This is a genomic window from Bradyrhizobium sp., assembly GCF_004799445.1.
Classification (GTDB): domain Bacteria; phylum Pseudomonadota; class Alphaproteobacteria; order Rhizobiales; family Xanthobacteraceae; genus Bradyrhizobium.
Window position 1 is genome coordinate 1 of record NZ_SSNA01000108.1, and the last position, 24,469, is coordinate 24,469.

Below are 24,469 nucleotides of genomic sequence, written 5' to 3' on the forward strand. Positions count from 1 at the left end.
GAGGCGCTGCATCTGGCCTGCGCCTTCGACATGAAGATTCCTTTAGCCCGCCGCGCCGAGGTGCAGCGGCTGATCGCGGCCATCAACGAGCAATTATGGGTCGGGCATTTCGATATCTGGACCCACACCGGCATGATCATGTACCGCCAGGCGCTGGTGCTGCCGGGCGGGCTCACCGCCTCGACCGCGCAATGCGAGACCATGCTGGTCAGCGCCATCCACGCCTGCGAACGCTATTATCCGGCATTCCAGTTCGTGGTCTGGGCCGGCAAATCGGCGGCCGAGGCCATGAGCGCGGCGATGTTCGACACCGAAGGCGAGGCGTAAGGCGCTGCGCAGCCAAAACGTCAGAGGGAACGACAACGCATTTATCCACGTCATGCCCGGACTTGATCCGGGCATCCACGTCTTTGCCTCAAATAACCAAAGAAAGACGTGGATGGCCGGGACAAGCCCGGCCATGACGAATATGTTGTCGGGAAGATACCGTTCCGGGATGTCACAATGAACGCCGCTCAACCGCTCACACATATCCAGGGCACCGTCGTCCTCGCCGGCGCGGGGAAGATGGGCGGCGCGATGCTGTCGGGCTGGCTGGCGCAGGGCCTCGACGCAAACAGCGTCGTGGTGATCGAGCCGCATGCCACCGACGAGATCCGCGCACTCGTGGCCAAAGGCGTGCGCCTCAATCCGCCACCCAACGATGTCGGCCAGATCGCAGCCCTCGTGGTGGCGCTGAAGCCGCAGGCCTTCCGCGAGGCCGCACCGAGCCTGAAACCGTTCGCCGGACCGACCACGCTTGTCGTGTCGATCATGGCGGGGACCACGATCGCGGGGATTGCCGAGGTCTGCGGGGGAAACGTGGTGCGCGCGATGCCCAATACGCCGGCCGCGATCGGCCGCGGCATCACTGTGGCGGTGGCGGCGAACAATGTCGGCGCCGCGCAGCGCGCGGTCGCCGATAGCCTGTTGCGCGCCACTGGCTCGGTCGAGTGGGTCGAGGACGAGGGCTTGATCGACGCAGTGACCGCGGTCTCCGGCTCCGGCCCGGCCTATGTGTTTCTGTTGGCCGAAGAACTGGCACGCGCCGGAGTCGCAGCCGGGCTCCCTGAAGCGCTCGCCACCAAACTGGCGCGCGAAACCGTCGCCGGCTCGGGCGAATTATTGCATCGCTCTGAACTGTCTTCCGCGACGCTGCGCCACAACGTCACCTCGCCCGGCGGCACCACGGCGGCGGCGCTGCAAGTGCTGATGGGCCCCGACGGAATGCAGTCGCTGCTGACCCGCGCCGTTGCGGCCGCGACCAAGCGATCGAAGGAACTGGCGAAGTAAGTCACGTCAGGCCCGCAGCAGGGGTGCAATGCCACCCGCCGTCTTGAGGGTGGGCAGCATTGCACCTTAAGCAGTAGAAAAATCGACCTCTGCAAAACCAGCTTGATGGCGGCTTCCGGGATTATCCCGGAAGTCTCATCAGAAAACTAGCTTCCAGAGGGGTTGAGCGACGGATCTTTGCCGCCTACCCAGGACGGATCCCTTCCACCAAAGCCAAAGCCGTTGGTGTCCAGCATTCGTGGAGCGGTATCGATCGGCCCAAGCACCTGATTATAGGCTCGGCGAAGATCGGACCGATCATAGCCTCGGTCGTACGCCTTGCGCCCGTGATGCTCGGACGCCGCGGCCACTTGCACTGCCAATCCAGAAATCAGCAGCGCGCCGAAAATAGTAATTGCTGTCTTCCGCATGCTCGCCTCCGTTGGTTGACATAGGTTGAGGCAACTGCCTCGCTTTGCGTGTGTCATGATGAGACAATGCGCCTCATCAAACGCTGCCACCATGACGTGGCGCGCCCGGAGTGCGTGTGGTCCATCCCACATTTCACGAAGTCTTGACAGCCAATCGGGCGTCGCTGCTGACGCGCACCGTTGCGGTCGCGACCAAGCGATCGAAAGAACTGGCGAAGTAAATCACCGGTCCTCATCCTGAAGAGCGGCCCTTGGCCGGGTCTCGAAGGATGGGCCACGGCGTATCTCCATCCTTCGAGACACGCGCAAGTGCGCACTCCTCCAGCGATAACGGCGAAGCCGTTACGCTGGGATGAGGTCCGTGGTTGTGGCGGCTTCAGCCCGCCCCCAGCCGCTTGGTGAACGCCTCGACATTGACGAGGCCACGGGCATGGCGGCCCTCGCCGATGCGGCGCTTGTCGTCGAAGGCTTCAACTTCGAAGCGGATGATCCGGCGTTCCACCGCGATCACCCGCGCCGTGGTGCGCACCAAGGCGCCGACCGGGGTGGCGGCGAGATGCCTGATATCGACCTCGGTGCCGACCGTGATCCAGCCCGGTTCGAGACACGACTTGATCGCGTCGGCGGAGGCGAGCTCCATCTCCAGGATCATCATCGGCGTCGCATAGACCATCGGCATATCAGGAACGAAATGCCCGACCGTGCGCTCCGGCGGCACCACCAGCCTGCGCTCGGCGCTCATGCCGATCTTGATGACGTCGCGTGCATCCATGGGATTCAATCCGTCATTCCGGGGCGCGCACCGAACTCGGGTTTACGCGAGTTCGGCAATTTCAATGTCCAAGTCGGCAATAGCCGACTTGGATGGCGCGAACCCGGAATCTCGAGATTCCGGGTCTGGTCCTTCGGACCATCCCGGAATGACAATGCTAGGGGGTTGGCCGACGCCTTACTTCTTCGCCGCCGCGGCGCGCTCAACAAAAGTCTTGCCGCCTTTCATCTTGTGGGCCAGCGGGGCTTCGTTGATCTGGATTACCACCGCGTCGGCATCGACGCCGAGATTCTTCACCAGCGCCTGGGTGATGTCGCGCATCATGCCGGCCTTCTGTTCGTCGGTGCGGCCCGCGGCCATGCTGACGGTAATTTCAGGCATTCTTGTCTCCTATTCTTCTTCTTTTCGTCATGGCCGGGCTTGTCCCGGCCATCCACGATCTTCCTATCAAACAAGACGTGGATGCCCGGCACAAGGCCGGGCATGACGGCTTGGATGGGCTAACCCCATTTCACCTCATGCCGCGCCAGCACTTCACGCACCCTGGCGACAAGCTCGTCCTCCTTGCACGAAAACTGCGCGGGCCGGCTCTCGCGCCACTCCTGGTTGGAGGCAATCGCGGCCGCAGCCCTGGCGCCCTCGATCAGATCCTTGATCTGAACCTCGCCGCGCGCCTTCTCGTCACTGCCCTGAATGATCACGCAAGGCGAGTTGCGCCGGTCGGCATATTTGAGCTGGTTGCCCATGTTCTTGGGATTGCCGAGATAGAGTTCGGCGCGGATTTTTGCCGCGCGCAACACGGCGACCATCTTCTGATAATCGGCGACGCGGTCGCGGTCGAACACGGTGACCACGACGGGGCCGAATTCAGGTTTTGTGTCGAGCATCCCGATAGTCTTGAGGAGGGCCTGCAGCCGCGACACGCCGATCGAAAAACCTGTCGCGGGAACGGGCTCCCCGCGAAAGCGCGACACCAGGCCATCATAACGCCCGCCACCACCAACCGAGCCGAATGATATCGGGCGATTGTTGTCGTCGATCGCAGACACCTCCACTTCGTAAACAGGCCCAGTGTAGTATTCGAGGCCGCGAACAACAGACGAAGAGATCTCGATCCTTTTCGATCCGTATCCACAGGCTCGGCAAAGGTCCAGCAGAGTTCTAAGCTCCGCAACGCCTTCCACTCCAACCTTAGAATCGCGGACGCTATCGAACAACATATTGAGCAGCTTATCTTGGTCCGGATAAAATTGTTCGCCTCGCCCTTTATCGTACTCTGGGCCCTTGTTTGCGAATAGCAACTCTCCCGAAATATAAGTTTCGTCATCTGTTGGCGGGGAAGAATCGGGCTTTGGCGATATCCACGCTTCGGCTGCTCCACCAATGATATTGAGCACCTTTACGATGTCACTGTCAGCTAGACCGGCACCTTCGGTGAAATCCCCCTTTTCCGGTTCACCGCCATCCCACCTACCAGGGCCTAGTAGCTGTCGTACTCCGGGCACGCCCAATCGATCGAGCTTGTCGATCGCCCTGAACACGGTGAGCCTACGTTTTGCGTGGCTGTCTCCACCAAGCCCGATACTCTCCATCAATCCGTCAAGAATTTTGCGATTGTTCACTTTGACGCGATAACTGCCGCGCGGGATGCCGAGCGCTTCCATGGTGTCCGCCGCCATCATGCACATCTCGGCGTCGGCGGCAGCGGCGGACTGGCCGCCGGATGCCGTGCCCACGGTATCGGCGTCGAACTGCATGAACTGGCGGAAGCGGCCGGGGCCCGGTTTTTCATTGCGATAGACGTAACCGAACCGGTAGCTGCGGTAGGGCAAAACGATGTTTTCTGTTCCGTATCTCTCCGCCACGTAGCGCGCCAGCGGCGCGGTCAGGTCGTAGCGCAGCGAGATCCACTGCTCGTCGTCGTCCTGGAACGAGAACACGCCCTCGTTGGGCCGGTCCTGATCGGGCAGGAATTTGCCGAGCGCGTCGGTGTATTCCATCGCCGGGGTTTCCACCGGCTCAAAACCGTAGCGCTCATAGACTTCGCGGATTTTCTCGACCATGGCGCGGGTCGCCGCGATCTCGGCGGGGCCGCGATCGGCCAGCCCGCGCGGCAGGCGGGCTTTGAGTTTTTGGGTTTTTTTGGGTTTATCGGCCATCGGCGGCGTTGGTATCAGCGCCGGCGCGATGCGGCAACCGGGGTTACTGCCTAACCTCCCCCCGCTTGCGGGGAGAGGTCGAAATTCGGGCAATGCCCGAATTTCGGGTGAGGGGGACCATCCGTGAGTCCGAATGCGTGGAGAGTCCCCCTCACCCCGACCCCTAAGAGCGAGCTTCGCTCGTCTCGGCCCCGCAAGCGGGGCGAGGGAGAAGAAATTCCACCGCCGGTCACAGCACCTTTCTGATCCAGTTATGCGGGTCGGCTGCCCGGCCGTACTGGATGTCGATCAGCTTCTTGCGCAGCCCCATGGCGACGGGGCCGGCCGCGCCGCCGCTGATGAGAAAATCGCCGCTTGCCGAACACACCTTGCCGATCGGCGAGATCACCGCCGCGGTGCCGCAGGCGAAGGCCTCCTTCAGCTTTCCGCTGGCGGCATCGGTGCGCCACTGGTCGATCGTGTAGGCCTCCTCGCGCACGCGCGTGCCGGAATCCTTTGCCAGCGCGAGGATCGAATCGCGGGTGATGCCCGGCAGGATGGTGCCGAGCGGCGGCGTCGCGAGCGAACCGTCGTCGAACACGAAGAAGACATTCATGCCGCCGAGTTCCTCGATATAGCGGCGCTCGATTGCATCGAGGAAAACCACCTGATCGCAGCCGTGATCGATGGCCTCGGCCTGCGCGCGCAGGCTGGCGGCGTAGTTACCACCGCATTTGACGGCGCCGGTGCCGCCGATCGCCGCGCGCGTGTAGTTCTCCGACACCCAGATCGACACCGGCGCAGGTCCGCCCTTGAAATAGGAGCCGACCGGCGAGGCGATGACGGCGAAGATGTATTCCGCCGAAGGCTTGACGCCGAGGAACACCTCGCTCGCGATCATGAAGGGGCGGAGGTAAAGACTGCCCTCGCCGCCCGGCACCCAGGCGCGATCGACGCGCACCAGCTGCTCGACCGCTTCGATGAACACGGGCTCGGGCAGCGGCGCCATCGCCATGCGCTCAGCCGAATTGTGGAAGCGCCGGGCATTGGCGTCGGGACGAAACAGGTTCACGCCGCCGTCGTCGCGCTTGTAGGCCTTGAGGCCTTCGAAAATCTCCTGCGCGTAGTGCAGGACGGCGGTGGCCGGATCGAGCGGGAAATTGGCGCGGGACTCGACGCGCGCGCCATGCCAGCCCTTCGCTTGATTGTAGCGGACCACAGCCATGTGATCGGTGAAAATCCGCCCGAAGCCCGGATCCACCAGCCTTGCCGCGCGCTCCTTCTCGGACGCCGGATTGGCCGCAGGGTGGATTTCGAATGGCAAACCCACCCCCTTGTTTCCCGACGCCGGAACCGGCGCGATTTCCGGAGCCGGCCTGTCCCGCCGCGCCTGTTCGAACGAAACTGCCATGGGCTCTCTCCCGGATCGACGCGCTACCCCACGCGCCTTGCGCCTTGGCGCTGTTGTTACGCCTGGCCCCCGTGTGCGACCGGCCTTGCAGCCGGTGTCCACGCCGGCACGGCCGTTAGGACATGCTTTTGTGGGACGCGGAAGTCCAGTATGTTTGCCGAAATGCCGCTCGACAATCGTACGGTCAACAAATTCGCGGCTTCTCGCCGCTACCTCTGGGCCTTGAACATCGCCACGATCGAAACGACTTAATATTTCGCGGTGGCTGGCTGTTTTGTAACATTGAACCCAAGATATGTCAATATGGCTGACTTAAATTTCTCAAACCCATCCGGCGCCCCTGATTCGAGGGCGAACGAGGGGCGTTCTTCGGCCACGGCGCCGGCCGGTTTGCGCTGGGACATCATCGAGCTCTTGTTCTTCGCCTACCGGGATTTCGTCGGCGATGCCGACCATGAGCTCGAGGCCTTCGGCTTCGGGCGGGCGCATCACCGCGTGCTGCATTTCGTCTATCGCTACCCCGGGCTGAAGGTGGCCGATCTGCTCGACGTGCTGCGGATCACCAAGCAATCGCTGGGTCGGGTGCTCAAGCAACTGCTCGACGAAGGCTATATCGTGCAGAAGGCCGGCAATAACGACCGCCGGCAGCGCCTTCTTTTCGCCACCGCCAAGGGCGAGGCGCTGGTGGCGAAGCTCGCAGGTCTGCAGACCGACCGGCTCAACCGCGCGTTGCGCGACATCGGCCCGTCTGGCGCGGATGCGGTCCGTCAGTTCCTGCGCGCGATGATCGATCGCGACGATCCCGACAAGGTGCTGGAGGCCATTTTTGGAGCCGGCAATCCGACCGCAAAGGCAAAAGAATGATGGTGGCTCTGGCAACAACCGTCGCACGAACGCCGCCGCGACCGGCCGACGACGCCCCGCATCTGCTGCTGGTCGATGACGACCGCCGCATCCGCGATCTGCTGTCGCGTTTTCTTTGCGGCGAGGGCTACCGCGTCACCACCGCGATGAGCGCCAAGGATGCCCGCGCCAAGCTGCTCGGCCTGCATTTCGACCTGTTGATCCTCGACGTGATGATGCCCGGCGAAACCGGCTTCGATCTGGCCCGGTTCATTCGCACCTCGTCATCGGTACCGATCGTGATGCTGACGGCGCGCCACGAGGCCGAAAGCCGGATCGAGGGCCTGCAGATCGGCGCCGACGATTATGTCGCCAAGCCGTTCGAACCGCGCGAGCTGGTGTTGCGGATCGGCAATATCCTCAAGCGCACCGCGCCGCCGCCGGTGGAGACGCTGGAGCAGATCGCGTTCGGGCCCTACGTCTATCATCTGGATCGCGGCGAGCTTCGCCAAGGCGACGAGACCATCCATCTTACCGACCGCGAGCGCGACATGCTGCGCATTCTCGCTTTGGCGCGGGGCGAGACCGTGCCGCGCAGCGCGCTGACCGGCGACGGCACCGTCAACGAACGCGCGGTCGACGTCCAGATCAACCGCCTGCGGCGCAAGATCGAGCGCGACCCCGCCAATCCGCTGTTCCTGCAGGCGGTGCGCGGTATCGGCTATCGCCTGGTCGCATCACCTTGAGCGGTTCCAGTGAATCCTGTCGGATCAATGTTGTGAATCCTGCCCAATGAGCACGCTCGACACCGGCCTCACGCTGATCCGCACCGCCGCCGGCCGTGTCTCCGCGGCCAATGGCTGGATGGGCAACGCGTTCAAGAGCTGGATGCCGACCGGGCTTTACGCCCGCGCGCTGCTGATCATGATCGTGCCGATGGTGGTGCTGCAATCGGTGGTGGCGTTCGTGTTCATGGAGCGGCACTGGAATACGGTCACGCGGCATCTGTCCGCGGCGGTGGTGCAGGATATCGCCGCCTTGATCGACGTCTACAAGGGCTATCCGCAGGACAAGGACCGCGCGCAGTTGCGGCGCATCGCCCAGCAGCGGCTGGGGCTGGTGGTGGATTTCCTCCCGGTCGGCGACATGCCGCCGCCCGGCCCGAAGCCGTTCTTCTCGCTGCTCGACCAGACGCTCTCGGTCCAGTTGGGCCGGCAAATCGCAAAGCCGTTCTGGATCGATACCGTCGGCCGCTCCAACCTGGTCGAAATCCGCATTCAGCTCGACGACGCGGTAATGCGCATCTTCGCCCAGCGCAGCGCGGCCTATGCCTCGAATTCGGAGATCTTCCTGTTCTGGATGGTCGGCACCTCGTCGATCCTGCTGATTGTCGCGGTGCTGTTCCTGCGCAACCAGATCAAGCCGATCCTGCGGCTTGCGGATGCCGCCGAGAGCTTCGGCAAGGGCCGCGAGGCGCCCCACTTCCGGCCCCGCGGGGCGCGCGAAGTGCGCCGCGCCGCGCACGCCTTCCTGGAGATGAAGGGGCGCATCGAGCGCTCGATCGAGCAGCGCACCGCGATGCTGGCCGGCGTCAGCCACGATCTGCGCACCATCCTGACCCGCTTCAAGCTCGAACTGGAGTTGATCGGCGACAGTCCCGAGGTCGACGGCATGCGCAAGGATGTCGACGAGATGGCCGGCATGCTGGAGGATTATCTCGCCTTCGCGCGCGGCGACAGCGGCGAGCAGGCGCAGCCGACCGACATGACTCTGGCGCTGGAGGAGTTGCGCGGCGATGCCGAGCGCAACGGCCACATCGCCACCGTGGCGTTTCACGGCCTGCCGGTGGTGACGGTGAAGCCGGCGGCGTTCAAGCGCTGCCTTGCCAATCTCGTGTCGAATGCGGCACGGCACGCCAACACGATTTCAATCACCGGTTATCGCGATCACCGCTATCTGACGATCACCGTCGACGACGACGGGCCGGGCATTCCGCAGACCATGCGCGAGGAAGTGTTCAAGCCGTTCCTGCGGCTCGATGACGCCCGCAACCAGGATGAGGGCGGCACCGGCCTCGGTCTGGCGATCGCCCGCGACATCGCCCGCTCGCATGGCGGCGACATCACGCTTGGCGACAGCCCGATGGGCGGGCTTCGCGCCGCGGTGCGGATCCCGGTGTGAGCGACAATTGTGGTGGGTAGCGCTGCTGCAGTACGGCGCGCTGTGCCCTCTCCCCCCTTGCGGGGGAGAGTTGGAGAGGGGGGTAACCACGAGCACCGAGCTTGCGGCTTACCCCTCTCCCTAACCCTCCCCCGCAAGGGGGGAGGGAATAATGGGAGCCGCTACTTCGGCACCAGGCCCTTGAGCTTTTCGGCGTCCTTGATGTTGAGCTTGAAGCCGCCGGGCATCACGATGTCGCCCGGTTTCTGGTCGGGCTTGCAGGCCCCCAGCCACTTCGCCTCGACCGTCATGGTGGTGTCGCGCGGCACGCCGGCGGGGCCATGTTCGCTGTGCGCGGTGGTCTTGATGGTGTAGGCGGAATTGAAATCGCCGGATATCTCCGCATGCGAGGTCATCGACATGCCCGCCACGCTGCACTCGGAATCGGTGACATAGCCGGTCGCGGTCCGCTGGATATCGCGCTTGGAGCAAACTTCCTTCGACATCGGCGAGAACGAGGTAGCCATCTCCTTGTCGGTGGTCTCGTCGGTGCAGTGCTGCATCGTCATTTCGGGCAGCGGCGAGCCGGTCCGTACCATCTTCATTTCCCACAGACCCGCCTTGCGAAGCGGCATTTCCACCGCGCCGGCGTCGAGCGCCGGCAACAACGCCAGCAGACAGGGCCCCAGGCAAATTGAAAGAAGCTGTCGCGTCATGCTCCGCACTCCCGGTGAAATGCCGAAGACGGATTAATTGGATTCAGTATTTGGTGCGTAGCGGCTGCTGGTCGGCGCCGTAGGGCACCCAGCGGCAGGCAAAGGAAACGTAGCCGCCATATTGCGGGTCCACGGCCAGGAATTTCACCACCTTGCCGTATTTGGCGCAGTGATCGACCGCGATCTGGCGGGCATCCGTCGTCGTCGCCATCTCATAGGCGATAATGCCGCCGGTATCGTTGCCCTTGAAGGGTGGCACCCAATCGGCCAGCGCCGGCGCGGACGCCAGCATTGCGCAGACGGTAACCAGGCTCGCGGCCCCAATGATTCGCATCGCAGACTCCGTTTTTCTTGGGGACTACCTTAGAGCGCCTCGGTGGCCATGAAAAGAACGGCAAAGGGTTTGCTGCGGACTTCTTGGCAGGTGTTGCCGCGTTGCACTTGACCTCGTGCGCGCGGCGCGGCACGGTTCGTTCGTTCGATCATCCGGCGGACCGTCCATGCACGACTTCTTCACATTCTCTCCGAAAACCTGGCTTTCTCGGAAAACAGGCTTTGGCGCGGCGCTGGGCGCCCTGCTCGGCCTGTTGGCGTTCGGCCAGGCGGCCGAAGCAGCCAATCCGCTGGAGCTGAATTTCTGGCTGTCCGGTCCGAAATATGAGGGGCGGATCAAGTCTTGTGAGGCCGCGCTGGGGACGATCACCTCGCAGTTCCAGGAAAAAGAGAGCACCTTCTGGAATTCGTCGCTGCAGATCACAGCCTATGGCCGGATCCACGAGACCGCCTACCGGCCATGGCAATCGGACAATATTCCGCGCCGCTACTGCAGCGGCGACGTGATGCTGAGCGACGGCAAGCTGCGCGCCGTCCATTACTCGATCATCGAGGATGGCGGTTTTGCCGGCTACAATGAAGGCGTCGAATGGTGCGTGACCGGGCTTGATCGCAACTGGGCCTATAATCCCGGCTGCAGGGCCGCACAGCCCTGATTCCAGGGCGGGTTTCTCCCCAACTTTTTCTAGGTCTTGACCCCGGTGCTTCTACCGGTTCACCTTATTTCCACTTTTGTTCTTGAAATGTTCCGGCCAACTGCTAGGCTTCCGGCATCGTCTGGCATGAGGGCATCACCATGTTTGGTTTTCAGTCGGGTTGGATGGCGCGGATTCCCGTCGGCTTCAGCCGGTTCATCTTCGTGGCGCTGATCGGCATCGCCGGGGTCTCCTTCTCCTGGGTCGGAACCGCTTCGGCGCAGGATCGCCGGCAGAACACGCCCGGTGAGTTCGATTTCTACGTGCTGTCGCTGTCGTGGTCGCCCTCCTTCTGCGAGGAGGCCTCGGAGCGCGGCAGCAGCGGGCGTTCACAAGCCCAATGCGGGGCACGGCCATTTTCCTTCGTGGTCCATGGCCTGTGGCCGCAATACGAACATGGCTTTCCCGATTATTGCGAGCGGCCCTCCCCGCGGCTCGATCGCAACATCATGTCGTCGATGCTGGATCTGATGCCAGCGCCCGGGCTGATCTTCAACGAGTGGGACAAGCACGGCACCTGCTCGGGGCTGTCGCCGCGGGCCTATTTCGAGACCATCCGCAAGGCGCGCTCCGCGGTGAAGATTCCCCCCGAATTTCTTGAACTTTCCGATCCGAAGACCGTCGCGCCGTCGGAAATCGAGGACGCCTTCATCAAGGCCAATCCCGGCCTGTCTGACGCCGCGATTGCGGTCACCTGCAACCGGACACGGCTCAGCGAAGTGCGCATCTGCATGAGCAAGGATCTCCAGTTCCGCGCCTGCGAAGAGATCGATCGCCGCGGCTGCCGACGTGAGCAGGTGGTGATGCCGCCCGTCCGCGGCGGGTAAGCAGCAGTACGTTCCCCGGATGCTGCGCAGCGTCATCAGCGCGTTCACGCGCGTCTTCGACGCGCTATGTCTTTCGGCGTGGTGCGCTGCTGGTCCGGGGGCCCTGCCCCGCCGCCAAACGTGTGGGTCCCGGCTCCGCGGAGCAGCGTAAAGAACGCTGCACCGCGTCCGGGACACGTAAACCAACGCCTCTTTGCTCATTAGCCCACCGTGGCGTACTGCTGGCGGCATGAACTATCGTCACGCCTTTCATGCCGGCGGCTTCGCCGATGTCATCAAGCACATCGTGCTGGTGCGCATGCTCACCTATCTGCAGGACAAGCAGGCCGCGTTTCGCGTCATCGACACCCATGCCGGCGCCGGGGTCTACGATCTCACCGGCGAGGAGGCGCGCCGTGGCGGCGAATGGCTGACGGGCATTGCGCGCATCATGCAGGCGCGATTCTCGGAAACCGCGCTGCCGCTGCTACAGCCCTATCTCGACATCGTCAGGGCCTTCAATCCGGAAAGCCCGCTCAAGACCTATCCGGGATCGCCGCTGATCGCGCGGGCGTTGCTGCGGCCACAGGATCGCCTGACCGCCTGCGAGGTCGAGCCGAAAGCGCGCAAACGGCTGATCGAGGCGCTGCGCCGCGACACCCAGGCCCGCGTGGTCGACCTCGATGGCTGGACGGCGTTGCCCGCCTTCGTGCCCCCGAAGGAGCGGCGCGGCCTGGTCCTGATCGATCCGCCGTTCGAAAAAAAGGACGAGTTTGGGCGCCTGGCCTCGGGCTTTGCGGAAGCCTTCGCGAAATGGCCGACCGGCAGCTACCTCATGTGGTACCCGGTCAAGAGCCGGCGCGCCACGGACGACCTGGCGCGGCAGGTCGCGCAGGCAGTTGCGGCCGGCACGCCGCCGGGGACGTGCCTGCGACTGGAGTTCAGCGTCGCGCCGCGGGCCGCCGAGGCCGGCCTGGTCTCGGCAGGGCTCCTGATCGTCAATCCACCGTGGAAGCTGATGGGCGAACTCAAGGCGATCCTTCCCGAACTCGAAAAGCCGCTCGGCCAGGGCGGCGCCGGCCGGTTCAGGCTCGAGACGCCCAAGCCTTAGGCCCGGTCCCGCGCGGTGCGCCGTGAAAAGTCCAATAGGCAATGTGCCGGAAACCGTATTAAGCTTGGGCCCATTGATCGGCTTTACGTTCCGCTTCCGCAAATGGTAGCGGCGGAGTGACAAGGCCTCAGATATTTTAAAGGCGGATCGCAGCTCATCGCCCGATCCGCCCGGATGGCCAAGGTTTCCGGCAGCGAATGTCCGGTCGGCCGATACGCGGGGGGCGTAGCGGCGGAGCAATGCGGGGGAGGAGTTTCCCGATGGCCATGACTGGAACGGTCAAGTTCTTCAACGGAGAACGTGGCTATGGCTTCATCAAGCCGGATGACGGCGGTCGCGATGTATTCGTCCACATCACGGCGGTCGAGCAGGCCGGCTTGAAGGATCTGACCGAAGGACAGCGCATCACATTCGAGGTCGAACCGGACAAGAAGGGCAAAGGCCCCAAGGCGGTCAACCTCGTGATTTCCTCGTGAGCTCAAGGCACACGGCGAAACGGAATGAATTCCTGCGTGGGAAATCAAGGCCCTGGGCCGGCGTTGCGGCTCAGACGGTCGCGGCGTGCATGATGTGGCCACCCCTGGCGGGCGCCGATCGTTCGGCTTCCGGGAAGAAGCGCGCGGCCAGGCGCTCCGGCCCGATATCATCGACGTGACCAAAGCCGATCGCGCTCAGTTCGGCGCGCAGCCGCTCGGTATCGAAATAGCACTGGATCCGCTCGCCAAGGGCTGCGACCCGTTCGGCAAGCGCCTGGTGCGCCATGCGACCGGCCGGCGCGATCGAGGCCGGCGGGTTGACGTAGTCGAACACCACTTCGCCGCCGCCGGGCAGCCCGGCAATCAGCGCAAGCGTCGATAAGACGGCTTGTTCGGTGAGATAGGGCACGACGCCAAGCCAGCTGAAGAAGGTTCGCGCGTCACGATCGAAGCCTGCAGCGCCAAGCGCGTCAGCCAATGTCTGCCGTTCGAAATCAACGGGTACGAAGGCAAGCGTATCGGGCACCGCAATCGCGGCGGCGCTGAGCTTGTCGCGCTTCCACGCCTGCGTGGCGGGATGATCGATCTCGAAGATCCGCAGGCGCCCAGCAAGACCGATGCGATAGGCGAGCGTATCAAGCCCGGCTCCGAGCACGACAAGCTGCCGCGCGCCGTTTTCGACCGCGACGTTCAACGCGTCCTCGGCAATGCGCGAGCGCGCCGCGATGAACCAGCGCAGCCGCGGGCCCGACGGATGCGCACGCGCATGGTCAAGCGAAGCCTCGTTGTCGGAGCCGAGAATACGCGCGGCGAGCGGGTCGACGAGGATCGAGGCGCTGTCCAGCACCTGATGCGCCGCGCGCAAGCGGGCAGCGCCCAACGCGGTCAGACTTGGCTGTCCCGGCTGCATCCTTCAATTCTAGGGCATGATCCAGAGACTGGATACCGGCTTTCCGAAAAGCCTGCCCTCGGGCCCGACCCGAGGGATCATGCCCAAACCACGTCCGCACGAGGCAAAAAAATCCCGGCCGCGATGCGGCCGGGAGTTGGTGTCCGGATATTTTCTTGTTGCTCTCAGAAGTGATAATTCACGCCGGCGCGAACTGTCCCAAACCGGTAGCCGTTCGGCAGGCCGGTGATGGTGAAGGTGCTGTCGGCGAGATCGACATAGAGATATTCGACCTTGGCGCTCCAGTTCGTCGCAAGGCCGAATTCGGCGCCGACGCCCGCGGTCCAGCCGGCGTTGGTGTGGGTTTCCGACAGCCCGAATGTCTCACCCTTCAATTCGCCGAAGGCCAAACCCGCGGTGCCGTAGAACAAGACATTGTTGAACGCATAGCCGGCGCGGCCGCGCACCGTGCCGAACCATGGATTGGAGAACTTCCACGGCGCGAATGTATTCGAGGCGCCGGTGGCATCGAGGTCGCCTTCAATACCGAACACCCACGGACCCGATTGCCAGTTGTAGCCGCCCTGCACGCCACCCACGAGACCCGATGGCTGGGTCAGATTGTTGTCGACGGAGCCCCAGGCATAGCCGAGATTGCCGCCGAGATAGGGACCGGCCCAGCTATAGGCATTCAACGGCTGGTTGACGGTGTAAGGCGCGCGCGATCCGTAGGGAAGGTCGGCTGCCTGCGCCGACGCCGTCCAACCCGCGGCGATCACCGCCACGGCGCCCAAAACGATCCTGCTCATCACTCACTCTCCCCAACACAACTGCCATGATCGTTCGTTTCACAGGCATCAAAGACCCGCGGCGACGTGGACCGGCATGGTTACGGAATTCCACTCTTTACTGATCAGATTTATCGAGACTTTTAAGTTAAAGGGTTGTTAAGGGCGGTTACCGCCCGCTCAGCATTGTTAAGAAAGCGTTGCAGGCGATCCGCCGCATGCCGGCTGCTGGCAGGGAGGCAGCGCTAGCGATGCGCGATGCCGGCGCTTAAGTTTGGGACGATGGATCACGATTCTACCGACAACCCGAAGGCGTCACGCCGCCGCAAGGCACGGCCCGGTTCCGAGCCGGCCCGCCTGCAGCCGGATTTGCCGCCGCAAGACCTGTCTGGAACAGACTTGGCTGGACAAGGCTTGGCTGGACAAGGCTTGGCTGGAGACGGGCTGGCCGCCGATGATATCGACCCCGCCACGGTCAATGCCGAGGAGGACGACGAGGCGCGGCTGCCGGAGGTTGCCGAGGAAAGCGGCGAGCCGCTGGCCGAAGGCCGGCTCGCGGTCGGCCACGCCGCGATCGAAAACGCGGTGCGCCTGGCGCCGACCTCGCCCGGCGTCTATCGCATGCTGAATGCGGCCAGCGACGTGCTCTATGTCGGCAAGGCGAAGAATGTCAAAAAGCGGCTTTCCTCCTATGCCCGGGTGAGCGCGCCGCAGCCGGCGCGCATCCTGCGCATGATCGCGGCAACCGTTTCGGTCGAGATCATATCGACCTCGACCGAGACCGAGGCTCTGTTGCTCGAGGCCAACCTGATCAAGCAATTGCGCCCGCGCTTCAACGTGCAGCTGCGCGACGACAAGTCATTTCCCTATATTCTGATCACGGGCGATCACTGGGCGCCGCAGATCCTCAAGCACCGCGGCGCCCAAACCCGGCCCGGGCAGTATTTCGGGCCGTTCGCGTCCGCCGGCGCGGTCAATCGCACCATCACGGCGCTGCAGCGCGCCTTCCTGGTGCGTTCCTGCACCGACGCGTTTTTCGAAAGCCGCACGCGGCCCTGCCTGCTCTATCAAATCCGTCGCTGTTCGGGGCCTTGCACCGGCGAGATCGATTTTCCCGGCTATACCGAGCTCGTGCGCGAAGCCCGGGATTTCCTGTCCGGCCGCAGCCGGGCCGTGAAGCAGGAACTGGCGGGCGAGATGGAAAAGGCCTCCGTCGAGCTCGAATTTGAAACCGCCGCGCTCTACCGCGACCGCCTCGCCGCGCTGTCGGCGATCCAGTCGCAGCAGGGCATCAATCCGCGCACGGTCGAGGAAGCCGACGTGTTCGCCATCCATCAGGAGGGCGGCTATTCCTGCGTCGAGGTGTTCTTCTTTCGCACCGGGCAGAACTGGGGCAACCGCGCCTATTTTCCGCGCGCGGAGAAATCGTTCACCCCCGAGGAAGTGCTGGCCTCGTTCCTCGCGCAGTTTTACGACGACAAGCCGCCGCCGAAGCTCATTCTGCTCTCGCATGCCATCGAGGAATGCGAGCTGATGGCCAATGCGCTGTCGATCAAGGCCGGCGGCAAGGTCGAAATCGTCACCCCGCGGCGCGGCGAAAAGAAGGAACTGGTCGCCCACGCGCTGACCAACGCGCGGGAGGCGCTGGGGCGCAAGCTCGCCGATACCGCGACGCAAGGCCGGCTGCTGGCCGGGCTCGTCACCACGCTCGGGCTATCGCATGCGCCGAAGCGGATCGAGGTCTACGACAACAGCCACATTCAGGGCAGCAACGCGGTCGGCGCCATGATCGTGGCCGGCCCCGACGGCTTCAGCAAAAACCAGTATCGCAAGTTCAACATCAAGTCCGAAGGGCTCACGCCGGGTGACGATTATGCGATGATGCGCGAGGTGCTGCAGCGGCGCTTCAAGCGGCTGACGGCCCCCCCGGCGGAAGGCGACGCCGCCAAGCCGCAGCCCGACGACGATTCGTTTCCCCAATGGCCCGATCTCGTCATTATCGATGGCGGCCGCGGCCAGCTCAACGCGGCGCGGGAGATTTTCGAGGGGCTCGGATTGAGCCAGGTCGCGTTGCTGGCCGTGGCAAAAGGGCCGGACCGCGACGCCGGCCGCGAGACCCTGTTCATGCCGGGGCGCGAGGCCATCAAGCTCGAGCCGCGCGACCCGGTGCTGTACTTCATCCAGCGGCTGCGCGACGAGGCGCATCGCTTCGTCATCGGCTCGCACCGCAAGCTGCGCAAAAAGGACATTCGCGAAGCCGGATTGCAGGAGATTCCCGGCATCGGCCCCTCACGCAAACGTGCCTTGCTGCACCATTTCGGAACCCTGAAGGAGATCGAGCGGGCGTCGATCGCCGATCTCGGCAAGGTTCCAGGCGTCAGCGCGGAAAGCGCACGCAAGATTTTCGAGTTTTTCCATGCCCGGCCGGGGTAAAGGAAGGTTTCGACTCACCCTGGCGTCGCCTCCACCAGATCATGTGCGCCACCCGGTTGACCTTCATGCTGCAGCGGTATTGGTAAGAGGAATGAACATCGCAACGACAAGAGGGGCGGCGAAAAGCTCGCTGTCCCTGCCGAATATCCTGACCTACGCCAGAATTGCCGCCATCCCGGTGGTGGTCGGCTGCGTGTTCTGGGAATCCATCCTGGACGGTCCGATGTGGCTGCGCTGGGTGGCGCTGGCGGTATTCATCGCCGCCGGCGTGACCGACTATCTCGACGGCTATTATGCGCGAATCTGGGACCAGCAATCCGCCTTCGGCCGGATGCTCGACCCGATCGCCGACAAGCTTTTGGTGGCGTCCTGCCTGTTGATGCTGGCAGCCGACAACAGCATCCATGGCTGGACGCTGTGGGCCGCCATTGTGATCCTGTGCCGCGAGATCCTGGTCTCGGGTCTGCGCGAATATCTTGCCGGCCTGCGGGTCAGCGTACCCGTGACCAAGCTTGCGAAGTGGAAGACCACCATTCAGCTGGTCGCGATCGGCTTTCTGATCGCCGGCGAAGCCGGCGAGCAGATCATCCCCATGACCACCCTGATCGGCATCGTGCTGCTGTGGATCTCGGCGATCTTCACGATCTACACCGGCTGGGACTATTTCCGGGCCGGCATTCATCACCTCATCAAGGAGGATGAGGCATGAAGGTCAAATATTTCGCCTGGGTGCGCGAACGGATCGGCAAGGCGGAGGAAACCGTCGAGCCGCCGCCGGGCGTTCGAACCATCGAAGACCTGATGGCGTGGCTGGCCAAGCGCGGTGAAACCTATGCCTATGCCTTCGAGACGCCGCGGGTGATTCGCGCCGCGATCGACCACACCCACGTCAAATCGGATGCGGCAATCGCCGGCGCCCGCGAGATCGCCTTCTTCCCGCCGATGACCGGCGGCTAATTCATTGCAAAGCGTCGCGATGCTCTTATGACCGCCAATGTGACCATCCGTATCCAGCAAGCCGATTTCGACATCGCGCAGGAGATCTCCGCGCTGACGGAGGGACGCACCGATGTCGGCGCGGTCGTGAGTTTCAGCGGCATCTGCCGGGGCAGCGAAGGCGGCGAGACCATCGCGGCCTTGACGCTCGAGCACTATCCCGGCATGGCGGAAGCCGAAATCGCGCGCCACGCCGACACCGCGATGTCGCGCTGGCCGCTGACCGGCGTGAGCATCATCCACCGCGTCGGCCGCATCACTCCCGGCGAAAATATCGTGCTGGTCCTGACGGCATCGCAGCATCGGCAGGCGGCTTTTGCCGCCGCGGAGTTCCTGATGGATTATCTGAAGGCCAACGCACCGTTCTGGAAACGCGAGGAAAATGCCGGCGGGACCAGCTGGGTCGAGGCCCGCCATCACGACGACGACGCGGCGGCGCGCTGGACCAAACCCTGATGGCCAAGCGTGCCAAACCCAGGGCGAAGCTCCCCCGCGTCGCATCGAAGCTTCCGAAGGTGGCGCCCGGCGAACTGGTGACGCTGCTCGATTTCGTCCGCTACGCGGTAAGCCGCTTCACCGAGGCCAAACTGACATTCGCCCACGGCACCTCCGACCCGGTGGCGGAGGCGGCATTCCTGGTCTGCGAGGCGCTGCATCTTCATCCCGACCGGTTCGAGACGTTCGCGACCGCGCGCGTTACCGCGCGCGAAGCCAAATCGATCCTCGAATTGATCGCCCGCCGCGTCGCTTCGCGAAAACCCGCCGCCTACCTCGTCAACAAGATCTACATGCGCGGCCTGCCCTTCTATGTCGACGAGCGGGTGATCGTGCCGCGCTCCTTCATCGGCGAATTGCTGGATTCTCATTTCAGTCAGGGCGAGGAAGCAGCCGGCGCGCTGATCGACGATCCCGGCGCGGTGGAAAACGTGCTCGACCTCTGCACCGGCTCCGGCTGTCTCGCCATTCTGGCCAGCCGGAACTTTCCGAACGCCCAGGTAGACGCGGTCGACATCTCCAGCGACGCGCTCGACGTCGCCGCCCGCAACGTCGCCGATTTCGGCCTTGAAGACCGGGTGATGCTGCACTGCGGCGACCTGTTTGGGCCGATCGGCAGCCGACGCTACAACCTGATCATTTCCAACCCGCCTTATGTCGATGCCGAAGGCATGGCCGGATTGCCGCGCGAATGCCGCGCCGAGCCGAAGCTCGCCTTCGACGGCGGCGCCGACGGACTTGCCGTCATCCGCCGCATACTGGACGAGGCCGGGCGGCACCTGACGCCCAAAGGCGGGCTGTTGTGCGAGATTGGCCGCTGCCGGCCGGCGCTCGAGGCTGCCTATCCGCAGACCGATTTCCTCTGGCTCGACACCGAGGATTCGCAAGGCGAAGTGTTCTGGATCGGCGCCGCCGATCTGTGAGCCGGAACGGGAGCGGTTCATCCTGAAAACCGCCCGATTGGGCGGAAATAGTCCGGCCCGCAGCGTTCCAGTCCCGCGCCGAAGCTGCTACTTTGCGGGAAAGCCGCCCCGCCCAAAACTTGAAGAGGCCCCCCATGCTGGACAAGAGCCCACGCCCCGCCGCCGTCAACGTCCCCAACGACCTTGCCGCGCACTGGATGCCGTTTACCGCCAACCGCGCCTTCAAGAAGGCGCCGCGGCTGCTCGCCGGCGCCAAGGACATGCATTACATCACGGTCGATGGCCGAAAGATCATCGATGCCGCCGCGGGCATGTGGTGCACCAATGCCGGCCACGGCCGCCCCCAGATTTCCGAGGCCATCGCCAAGCAGGCCGCCGCGCTGGACTATGCGCCCCCGTTCCAGTTCGGCATCCCGCAGGCCTTTGAGCTCGCCAGCCGCATCGCCGATCTGGCTCCGGCCGGTCTCGATCACGTGTTCTTCTGCAATTCCGGCTCGGAAGCCGCCGACACCGCGCTCAAGATCGCGCTGGCCTATCACCAGATCGCGGGCCAAGGCAGCCGCATCCGCCTGATCGGCCGCGAGCGCGGCTATCATGGCGTCGGCTTCGGCGGCACCTCGGTCGGCGGCATCGTCAACAACCGCAAGATGTTCGGAACGCTGCTCACCGGCGTCGACCATCTGCCCCATACCTATGACCGCGACAAGCAGGCCTTCACCAGGGGCGAGCCGGAATACGGCGCACATTTTGCCGACGAACTGGAGAGGCTGGTCAACCTGCACGGCGCCAACACCATGGCCGCCGTCATCGTCGAACCGATGGCCGGATCGACCGGCGTTCTGCCGGCGCCCAAGGGCTATCTCAAGCGGCTGCGCGAGATCACCCAGAAGCACGGCATTCTCCTGATTTTCGACGAGGTCATCACCGGCTTTGGCCGGCTGGGTTTTGCCTTTGCGGCGGAGCGTTACGGCGTGCTGCCGGACATGATCACCTTCGCCAAGGGCGTCACCAACGGCGCGGCCCCGATGGGGGGTGTTCTGGTGCGCGATACCATCCACGACGCCTTCATGAGCGGCCCGGAGCATGTCGTCGAGCTAACCCATGGCTATACCTATTCGGCACATCCGCTGGCCTGCGCGGCGGGTCTGGCAACGCTGGACATCTACCGCGACGAAAAGCTGTTCGAGCGCGCCCGCGCGCTCGAACCCAAATTCGCCGACGCCGTGATGTCGCTGAAGGGTGAGCCGAACGTGCTCGACATCCGCACCATCGGACTGACCGCCGGCATCGACCTTGCCTCGCGTCCGGACCTGCCGGGCAAGCGGGGCTTCGACGGGCTGAACAGCGCGTTCCACGACAATGACCTGATGCTGCGCGTCGCCGGCGATACCCTGGCGCTGACCCCGCCCCTGATCGTCAGCGAAGACCAGATCGGCGAAATCGTCGAGAAGGTCGCCAAGGTGATCCGCGCGGTGGCATAGGGAATGGGGCCCGGCTCTGCGGGGCAGCGCTGAAGAGGCGCTGCACCGCTTCCGGGACACGATGGAACCTGGCGTTCCCGGTGCGCTCTTCGCGTTCCCGGCGCGCCCAAAGAACACTAGCTTTCCGAATCAACATTAATGCTAAGCTTGCGGCGCTTTGGGACGCGCGAGATGTCTGTGCGGGCGCTCCCGGACCAGGGGATAGAGGACTTGAGGGCCTTGCGCGCAACATGATCCGCATTTCCACGATTTTCATTGCCATTTGCATGGTGCTGGTCGCAGCGTCGCTCGGACTGGTGCTGTATTCCGTTGCAGGTATCAGCGGATCGGAATCCGCGATCGTCGCCCTGACCGCGCTGACCTTCCTGATCCTCTACAACGCGGTGTCGATGCGGCTGCGCGACCGCACCGACGTCGGCGGCCAGATCGCGGATTTGTCGCGCGGCACGGCCGATCTCGCGCGCCAGGTCGCTGAATTCGGCCGCCGTCTCGCCGCGGTCGAGGGCCGGCTGGCCTCGGTCAATTCCACCGGCGCCGACCGCATTCAGGCGGTGGTCGGCGAGATCGGCGAACTTGGCGTGCTGGTCAAGCAGCTCGCCGTCTCCGTCGCCAACCATGACGACATCCTGTCCGCGGGCGTGCCGATCCCCGCACCCGCGAGCAGGCCGGAGAGCCAGCCGCAGAACGAGCTGCCATTCCCCGCGCTGGCGGAGGGCAGCAACGTGGTGGCGGCGCCTTCTGTCGTCGCCGCGCCATCCGTCGTCGCCACCGCCAAGCCCGCACCCTCCCGCAGCGATGCGCAAATCCTCGCCGCCGTCAGAACCGCGGTCGAGGAAAATCGACTGGACATCTATCTGCAGCCGATGGTGACCCTGCCGCAACGCAAGGTACGCTTCTACGAAGCGGTGACGCGGCTGCGCGACGAGAACGATCAGGTTCTCACGGCCGACGATTTTATCGGGATCGCGGAGGCTGCCGGGCTGATCGGGCGGATCGATCACATGGTGATGCTGCGCAGCGTTCAGGTGCTGCGCCGGCTGATGGTTCGCAACAAGGATGTCGGAATCTTCTGCAACATGGCCGCGGCGACGCTCGGCAATCCAGTCACCTTCGCGCAATGCCTGGATTTCCTCGAAGCCAATCGCGCGCTGGCGCCGACATTCGTACTCGAGTTCAAGCAGGCGGTGTTTCGCAATCTCGGCCCGGCGGAGAGCGAACATCTCGCGGCGCTGGCGCAGCGCGGCTACCGTTTCTCCATAGATCACGTCACCGATCTGCGGATCGAGCCGCGCGAATTGGCCGACCGCGGGGTCCGCTTCATCAAGGTGCCCGCCGCGCTGTTGCTCGATCCGCGGCAGTCCTCGACGGCGGACATTCACCCCTCGGACCTTTCGGATCTGCTCGGCCGCTTCGGCATCGACCTGATCGCCGAGCGGATTGAGGGCGAGCGTGCCGTCGTCGATCTGCTCGATTACGACGTGCGGTTCGGACAGGGCTTTCTGTTTGCGCCACCCCGGCCGTTGCGGCCTGAGGGAGCGTCGGCCACCGGCGGGGCTTCCCCGAACAAGACGCAAGAATCCCAGCAAGCCACTGGCCCATCCAATGGCTCTGGCAAACCGGCTTCCGTGGATGCCCCGGCCATCGAACCCTCGCGGGCAGCCAGCGGCAACGCCGCACTGGCGCGCCGCGCCGCCGGTCCGGGCTGACCGGCAGGCCATGCCATGACGACGCTGAGGTTTGCCGAGAGGCTGCGCGATCTTGTCGGTGGTGTGGACGTCCTGCTCAGCGATATCTGGGGCGTGGTTCACAACGGTCTGGTCGCGTTCCCCGAAGCCTGTGAAGCCCTTCACAGCTTTCGCGGCCAAGGCGGCACCGTGATCCTCATTACCAATGCGCCGCGGCCGGCGGATTCGGTGCAGCGGCAATTGCGCAAGCTTGGCGTCGCCGACGAAACCTATGACGCCATCGTCAGTTCAGGCGATCTGACCCGGCATTTCGTCGCCGACCACCCGGGGCAGAAAATGTTCTGGCTCGGCCCGGAGCGCGACAATTCGATCTATCGCGGACTTGATGCGGTGCTTGCACCGCTGGAACAGGCCGACTACATCGTCTGCACCGGGCTGTTCGACGATGAAACCGAATCGGCTGAAAATTATCGCGCGATGATGCTGCAGGCGCGTGAGCGCAAGCTGACGCTGGTCTGCGCCAACCCGGACATCGTCGTCGAACGCGGCGACCGGCTGATCTATTGCGCGGGCGCCATCGCCGAACTCTATCTCGAACTCGGCGGGGAAGTGATCTTCTACGGCAAGCCGCACCGGCCGATCTATGAGCGCGCGATCGCGCTTGCCGCCGAGCGCCGCGGCCAAACGGCGCCACTCAGCCGCGTCCTTGCGATCGGGGATTCCGTGCGGACCGATCTGGCCGGCGCCCACGGCTTTGGGATCGATTGCCTGTTCGTGACCCGGGGCATCCACGCCGAGGACTTCGAAGGCATCGATCAGCTGGACCCCGCCTCGGTCAAGGAATTGTTCGGCCATCCGCCCCGGGCGCTGACGCGGGAACTGAGGTGGTAGGATGCTCAGCCGCTCCTTCTATGCGTCGCCCCGGCGAACGCCGGGGTCCATAACCATCGGCGGATCGATATGAGCGGGCTGGAGTCCCATCCCACGTAACAGCAAAAAGTTGTGGTTATGGGTCCCTGCTTTCGCAGGGACGACACGAGGGTGTGGAGCGGGGCGAGGTTAAGAAAGGCCGCGAGCGGGGCGATCTGAGCTTACGCGCTCGCCATGTCCGGAAATACCGCTTCGATCTTGGTCTTCAGCGTCGCGGCATTGAAGGGCTTGACGATGTAGTTGTTGACGCCGGCCTTCTTGGCGGCGATCACGTTTTCGGTCTTGGATTCGGCCGTGATCATGATGAACGGCGTGGTGGCGAGGTTGGGGTCGGCCCGGACCTCCCGCAGCAGGTCGTAGCCGGTCATCGGCTCCATGTTCCAGTCGGAGATCACCAGCCCATACTTCTTGGTGCGCATCTTGTTCAGCGCCGCCGATCCGTCACTGGCGTCATCGATATTCTCGAAGCCAAGCTGCTTGAGGAGATTTCTGATGATGCGAATCATGGTGTTGTAGTCATCCACCACCAGAACCGACATCGACAAATCAACCGCCATCTTCAATCCCCCGCGCAACACCAAAACGCCACGAAAACCGTCAGCGAACCGGCCAAGGCGAAAGACGCCCCGCAGTCCACCTCAAGCAC

The 24,469-nt window shown here is 64.0% G+C and carries 26 protein-coding genes and 2 pseudogenes; 17 read left to right on the forward strand and 11 right to left on the reverse strand.

The features are described 5' to 3' along the window. Together E8A46_RS14795 and proC are read left to right on the forward strand one after the other, a co-directional pair. Positions 1-327: YbjN domain-containing protein (locus E8A46_RS14795; protein ID WP_291561868.1), on the forward strand; the 327-nt coding region annotated here is incomplete at its 5' end. 177 nt (positions 328-504) lie between these two features. Further along, on the forward strand, positions 505-1,332 hold the full coding sequence (proC, locus tag E8A46_RS14800) for a pyrroline-5-carboxylate reductase (RefSeq protein ID WP_291561870.1): 828 nt from the start codon (positions 505-507) through the stop codon (positions 1,330-1,332). Between the two features lie 146 nt (positions 1,333-1,478). Here the strand turns inward: proC and E8A46_RS14805 are convergent, their stop codons facing one another. The 6 genes and pseudogenes from E8A46_RS14805 to E8A46_RS14825 all read right to left on the reverse strand — a co-directional run bounded on the left by E8A46_RS14805 (position 1,479) and on the right by E8A46_RS14825 (position 5,982). After that, on the reverse strand, positions 1,479-1,742 hold the full coding sequence (locus E8A46_RS14805) for a hypothetical protein (RefSeq protein WP_291561872.1): 264 nt from the start codon (positions 1,740-1,742) through the stop codon (positions 1,479-1,481). A 376-nt stretch (positions 1,743-2,118) separates the two neighbouring features. Beyond that, positions 2,119-2,514: a thioesterase family protein gene (locus E8A46_RS14810; RefSeq protein WP_291561873.1), complete on the reverse strand. Its 396-nt coding sequence runs from the start codon at positions 2,512-2,514 to the stop codon at positions 2,119-2,121. Between the two features lie 177 nt (positions 2,515-2,691). Further along, the gene (locus E8A46_RS14815) at positions 2,692-2,895 is read right to left on the reverse strand and encodes a tautomerase family protein (RefSeq protein ID WP_025590867.1); all 204 of its coding nucleotides are present in this window, start codon (positions 2,893-2,895) and stop codon (positions 2,692-2,694) included. A 119-nt stretch (positions 2,896-3,014) separates the two neighbouring features. Further along, positions 3,015-3,710: pseudogene (locus tag E8A46_RS30450) on the reverse strand (ATP phosphoribosyltransferase regulatory subunit); the annotation flags it as partial. 204 nt (positions 3,711-3,914) lie between these two features. Continuing rightward, a pseudogene (locus tag E8A46_RS30455) lies at positions 3,915-4,673 on the reverse strand (HisS family protein); the annotation flags it as partial. A 229-nt stretch (positions 4,674-4,902) separates the two neighbouring features. Continuing rightward, a complete protein-coding gene (locus E8A46_RS14825) occupies positions 4,903-5,982 on the reverse strand; it encodes a branched-chain amino acid aminotransferase (RefSeq protein WP_291561964.1) in 1,080 nt (359 codons plus the stop codon). A 384-nt stretch (positions 5,983-6,366) separates the two neighbouring features. On the opposite strand from E8A46_RS14825, the gene E8A46_RS14830 reads away from it, so the two are divergent. Genes E8A46_RS14830 through E8A46_RS14840 form a run of 3 tightly spaced genes read left to right on the forward strand, consistent with a single transcriptional unit; the run spans position 6,367 to position 9,087 of the window. Continuing rightward, complete coding sequence (locus tag E8A46_RS14830) at positions 6,367-6,927, forward strand: MarR family transcriptional regulator (protein ID WP_291561880.1); 561 nt, start codon at positions 6,367-6,369, stop codon at positions 6,925-6,927. Next, positions 6,924-7,652 (forward strand): response regulator transcription factor, encoded by a 729-nt coding sequence (locus tag E8A46_RS14835; RefSeq protein WP_291561882.1) that lies wholly within the window; start codon positions 6,924-6,926, stop codon positions 7,650-7,652. Before E8A46_RS14830 ends, E8A46_RS14835 begins: the two co-directional genes overlap by 4 nt. A gap of 46 nt (positions 7,653-7,698) precedes the next feature. Beyond that, the gene (locus E8A46_RS14840) at positions 7,699-9,087 is read left to right on the forward strand and encodes an ATP-binding protein (RefSeq protein WP_291561884.1); all 1,389 of its coding nucleotides are present in this window, start codon (positions 7,699-7,701) and stop codon (positions 9,085-9,087) included. 161 nt (positions 9,088-9,248) lie between these two features. On the opposite strand, the gene E8A46_RS14845 is transcribed toward E8A46_RS14840, so the two are convergent. Both E8A46_RS14845 and E8A46_RS14850 read right to left on the reverse strand, forming a co-directional pair. Beyond that, on the reverse strand, positions 9,249-9,782 hold the full coding sequence (locus E8A46_RS14845) for a DUF3617 family protein (protein ID WP_291561886.1): 534 nt from the start codon (positions 9,780-9,782) through the stop codon (positions 9,249-9,251). A gap of 43 nt (positions 9,783-9,825) precedes the next feature. Next, on the reverse strand, positions 9,826-10,116 hold the full coding sequence (locus E8A46_RS14850; RefSeq protein ID WP_291561888.1) for a hypothetical protein: 291 nt from the start codon (positions 10,114-10,116) through the stop codon (positions 9,826-9,828). A 166-nt stretch (positions 10,117-10,282) separates the two neighbouring features. Between E8A46_RS14850 and E8A46_RS14855 the strand changes: the two genes are divergently transcribed. The 4 genes from E8A46_RS14855 to E8A46_RS14870 all read left to right on the forward strand — a co-directional run bounded on the left by E8A46_RS14855 (position 10,283) and on the right by E8A46_RS14870 (position 13,203). Further along, positions 10,283-10,771, forward strand: a complete 489-nt coding sequence (locus E8A46_RS14855) for a hypothetical protein (protein WP_291561890.1) — start codon at positions 10,283-10,285, stop codon at positions 10,769-10,771. Positions 10,772-10,911: 140 nt separating this feature from the next. Further along, entirely contained in the window at positions 10,912-11,637 is a 726-nt protein-coding gene (locus E8A46_RS14860) for a ribonuclease T2 (protein WP_291561893.1), read from the forward strand. A gap of 229 nt (positions 11,638-11,866) precedes the next feature. After that, positions 11,867-12,727, forward strand: coding sequence for a 23S rRNA (adenine(2030)-N(6))-methyltransferase RlmJ (gene rlmJ, locus E8A46_RS14865; protein ID WP_291561894.1), 861 nt, complete (start codon positions 11,867-11,869; stop codon positions 12,725-12,727). 260 nt (positions 12,728-12,987) lie between these two features. Further along, positions 12,988-13,203 (forward strand): cold-shock protein, encoded by a 216-nt coding sequence (locus E8A46_RS14870; protein WP_291561896.1) that lies wholly within the window; start codon positions 12,988-12,990, stop codon positions 13,201-13,203. Positions 13,204-13,273: 70 nt separating this feature from the next. Here the strand turns inward: E8A46_RS14870 and E8A46_RS14875 are convergent, their stop codons facing one another. Together E8A46_RS14875 and E8A46_RS14880 are read right to left on the reverse strand one after the other, a co-directional pair. Further along, a complete protein-coding gene (locus E8A46_RS14875) occupies positions 13,274-14,083 on the reverse strand; it encodes a class I SAM-dependent methyltransferase (RefSeq protein WP_291561898.1) in 810 nt (269 codons plus the stop codon). 194 nt (positions 14,084-14,277) lie between these two features. Then, positions 14,278-14,901, reverse strand: a complete 624-nt coding sequence (locus E8A46_RS14880) for an outer membrane protein (protein ID WP_291561900.1) — start codon at positions 14,899-14,901, stop codon at positions 14,278-14,280. 261 nt (positions 14,902-15,162) lie between these two features. Here E8A46_RS14880 and uvrC point away from each other — a divergent pair, with 261 nt between their 5' ends. From uvrC to E8A46_RS14920, 8 genes are all read left to right on the forward strand, one after another. Then, on the forward strand, positions 15,163-17,313 hold the full coding sequence (gene uvrC, locus E8A46_RS14885; protein ID WP_291561902.1) for an excinuclease ABC subunit UvrC: 2,151 nt from the start codon (positions 15,163-15,165) through the stop codon (positions 17,311-17,313). 91 nt (positions 17,314-17,404) lie between these two features. Beyond that, entirely contained in the window at positions 17,405-18,022 is a 618-nt protein-coding gene (gene pgsA / locus E8A46_RS14890) for a CDP-diacylglycerol--glycerol-3-phosphate 3-phosphatidyltransferase (RefSeq protein ID WP_291561904.1), read from the forward strand. Continuing rightward, complete coding sequence (gene moaD / locus E8A46_RS14895) at positions 18,019-18,270, forward strand: molybdopterin converting factor subunit 1 (protein ID WP_291561907.1); 252 nt, start codon at positions 18,019-18,021, stop codon at positions 18,268-18,270. The genes pgsA and moaD overlap by 4 nt, the downstream gene beginning before the upstream one ends. A 27-nt stretch (positions 18,271-18,297) precedes the next feature. Next, positions 18,298-18,765, forward strand: coding sequence for a molybdenum cofactor biosynthesis protein MoaE (locus tag E8A46_RS14900; RefSeq protein WP_291561909.1), 468 nt, complete (start codon positions 18,298-18,300; stop codon positions 18,763-18,765). After that, positions 18,765-19,727 carry a 50S ribosomal protein L3 N(5)-glutamine methyltransferase gene (gene prmB / locus E8A46_RS14905; RefSeq protein ID WP_291561911.1) on the forward strand — a complete coding sequence of 321 codons (963 nt, stop codon included), beginning with the start codon at positions 18,765-18,767 and terminating at the stop codon, positions 19,725-19,727. Before E8A46_RS14900 ends, prmB begins: the two co-directional genes overlap by 1 nt. 134 nt (positions 19,728-19,861) lie before the next feature. Next, positions 19,862-21,208: an aspartate aminotransferase family protein gene (locus E8A46_RS14910; RefSeq protein WP_291561914.1), complete on the forward strand. Its 1,347-nt coding sequence runs from the start codon at positions 19,862-19,864 to the stop codon at positions 21,206-21,208. 230 nt (positions 21,209-21,438) lie between these two features. After that, complete coding sequence (locus E8A46_RS14915; protein WP_291561918.1) at positions 21,439-22,914, forward strand: EAL domain-containing protein; 1,476 nt, start codon at positions 21,439-21,441, stop codon at positions 22,912-22,914. Positions 22,915-22,929: 15 nt separating this feature from the next. Further along, positions 22,930-23,784 (forward strand): TIGR01459 family HAD-type hydrolase, encoded by an 855-nt coding sequence (locus E8A46_RS14920; RefSeq protein WP_291561921.1) that lies wholly within the window; start codon positions 22,930-22,932, stop codon positions 23,782-23,784. Between the two features lie 200 nt (positions 23,785-23,984). Here the strand turns inward: E8A46_RS14920 and E8A46_RS14925 are convergent, their stop codons facing one another. Beyond that, the gene (locus E8A46_RS14925; RefSeq protein ID WP_291561924.1) at positions 23,985-24,380 is read right to left on the reverse strand and encodes a response regulator; all 396 of its coding nucleotides are present in this window, start codon (positions 24,378-24,380) and stop codon (positions 23,985-23,987) included. Positions 24,381-24,469 lie beyond the last annotated feature (89 nt).

What these genes read in the sequence shown, in the direction of transcription:
- proC (WP_291561870.1), top strand. Translation starts at nt 505, where the DNA reads ATGAACGCCGCTCAACCGCTCACACATATCCAGGGCACCGTCGTCCTC.
- E8A46_RS14805 (WP_291561872.1), bottom strand. Translation starts at nt 1,742, where the DNA reads ATGCGGAAGACAGCAATTACTATTTTCGGCGCGCTGCTGATTTCTGGA.
- E8A46_RS14810 (WP_291561873.1), bottom strand. Translation starts at nt 2,514, where the DNA reads ATGGATGCACGCGACGTCATCAAGATCGGCATGAGCGCCGAGCGCAGG.
- E8A46_RS14815 (WP_025590867.1), bottom strand. Translation starts at nt 2,895, where the DNA reads ATGCCTGAAATTACCGTCAGCATGGCCGCGGGCCGCACCGACGAACAG.
- E8A46_RS14830 (WP_291561880.1), top strand. Translation starts at nt 6,367, where the DNA reads ATGGCTGACTTAAATTTCTCAAACCCATCCGGCGCCCCTGATTCGAGG.
- E8A46_RS14835 (WP_291561882.1), top strand. Translation starts at nt 6,924, where the DNA reads ATGATGGTGGCTCTGGCAACAACCGTCGCACGAACGCCGCCGCGACCG.
- E8A46_RS14840 (WP_291561884.1), top strand. Translation starts at nt 7,699, where the DNA reads ATGAGCACGCTCGACACCGGCCTCACGCTGATCCGCACCGCCGCCGGC.
- E8A46_RS14845 (WP_291561886.1), bottom strand. Translation starts at nt 9,782, where the DNA reads ATGACGCGACAGCTTCTTTCAATTTGCCTGGGGCCCTGTCTGCTGGCG.
- E8A46_RS14850 (WP_291561888.1), bottom strand. Translation starts at nt 10,116, where the DNA reads ATGCGAATCATTGGGGCCGCGAGCCTGGTTACCGTCTGCGCAATGCTG.
- E8A46_RS14855 (WP_291561890.1), top strand. Translation starts at nt 10,283, where the DNA reads ATGCACGACTTCTTCACATTCTCTCCGAAAACCTGGCTTTCTCGGAAA.
- E8A46_RS14860 (WP_291561893.1), top strand. Translation starts at nt 10,912, where the DNA reads ATGTTTGGTTTTCAGTCGGGTTGGATGGCGCGGATTCCCGTCGGCTTC.
- rlmJ (WP_291561894.1), top strand. Translation starts at nt 11,867, where the DNA reads ATGAACTATCGTCACGCCTTTCATGCCGGCGGCTTCGCCGATGTCATC.
- E8A46_RS14870 (WP_291561896.1), top strand. Translation starts at nt 12,988, where the DNA reads ATGGCCATGACTGGAACGGTCAAGTTCTTCAACGGAGAACGTGGCTAT.
- E8A46_RS14880 (WP_291561900.1), bottom strand. Translation starts at nt 14,901, where the DNA reads ATGAGCAGGATCGTTTTGGGCGCCGTGGCGGTGATCGCCGCGGGTTGG.
- uvrC (WP_291561902.1), top strand. Translation starts at nt 15,163, where the DNA reads ATGGATCACGATTCTACCGACAACCCGAAGGCGTCACGCCGCCGCAAG.
- pgsA (WP_291561904.1), top strand. Translation starts at nt 17,405, where the DNA reads ATGAACATCGCAACGACAAGAGGGGCGGCGAAAAGCTCGCTGTCCCTG.
- moaD (WP_291561907.1), top strand. Translation starts at nt 18,019, where the DNA reads ATGAAGGTCAAATATTTCGCCTGGGTGCGCGAACGGATCGGCAAGGCG.
- E8A46_RS14900 (WP_291561909.1), top strand. Translation starts at nt 18,298, where the DNA reads ATGACCGCCAATGTGACCATCCGTATCCAGCAAGCCGATTTCGACATC.
- prmB (WP_291561911.1), top strand. Translation starts at nt 18,765, where the DNA reads ATGGCCAAGCGTGCCAAACCCAGGGCGAAGCTCCCCCGCGTCGCATCG.
- E8A46_RS14910 (WP_291561914.1), top strand. Translation starts at nt 19,862, where the DNA reads ATGCTGGACAAGAGCCCACGCCCCGCCGCCGTCAACGTCCCCAACGAC.
- E8A46_RS14915 (WP_291561918.1), top strand. Translation starts at nt 21,439, where the DNA reads ATGATCCGCATTTCCACGATTTTCATTGCCATTTGCATGGTGCTGGTC.
- E8A46_RS14920 (WP_291561921.1), top strand. Translation starts at nt 22,930, where the DNA reads ATGACGACGCTGAGGTTTGCCGAGAGGCTGCGCGATCTTGTCGGTGGT.
- E8A46_RS14925 (WP_291561924.1), bottom strand. Translation starts at nt 24,380, where the DNA reads ATGGCGGTTGATTTGTCGATGTCGGTTCTGGTGGTGGATGACTACAAC.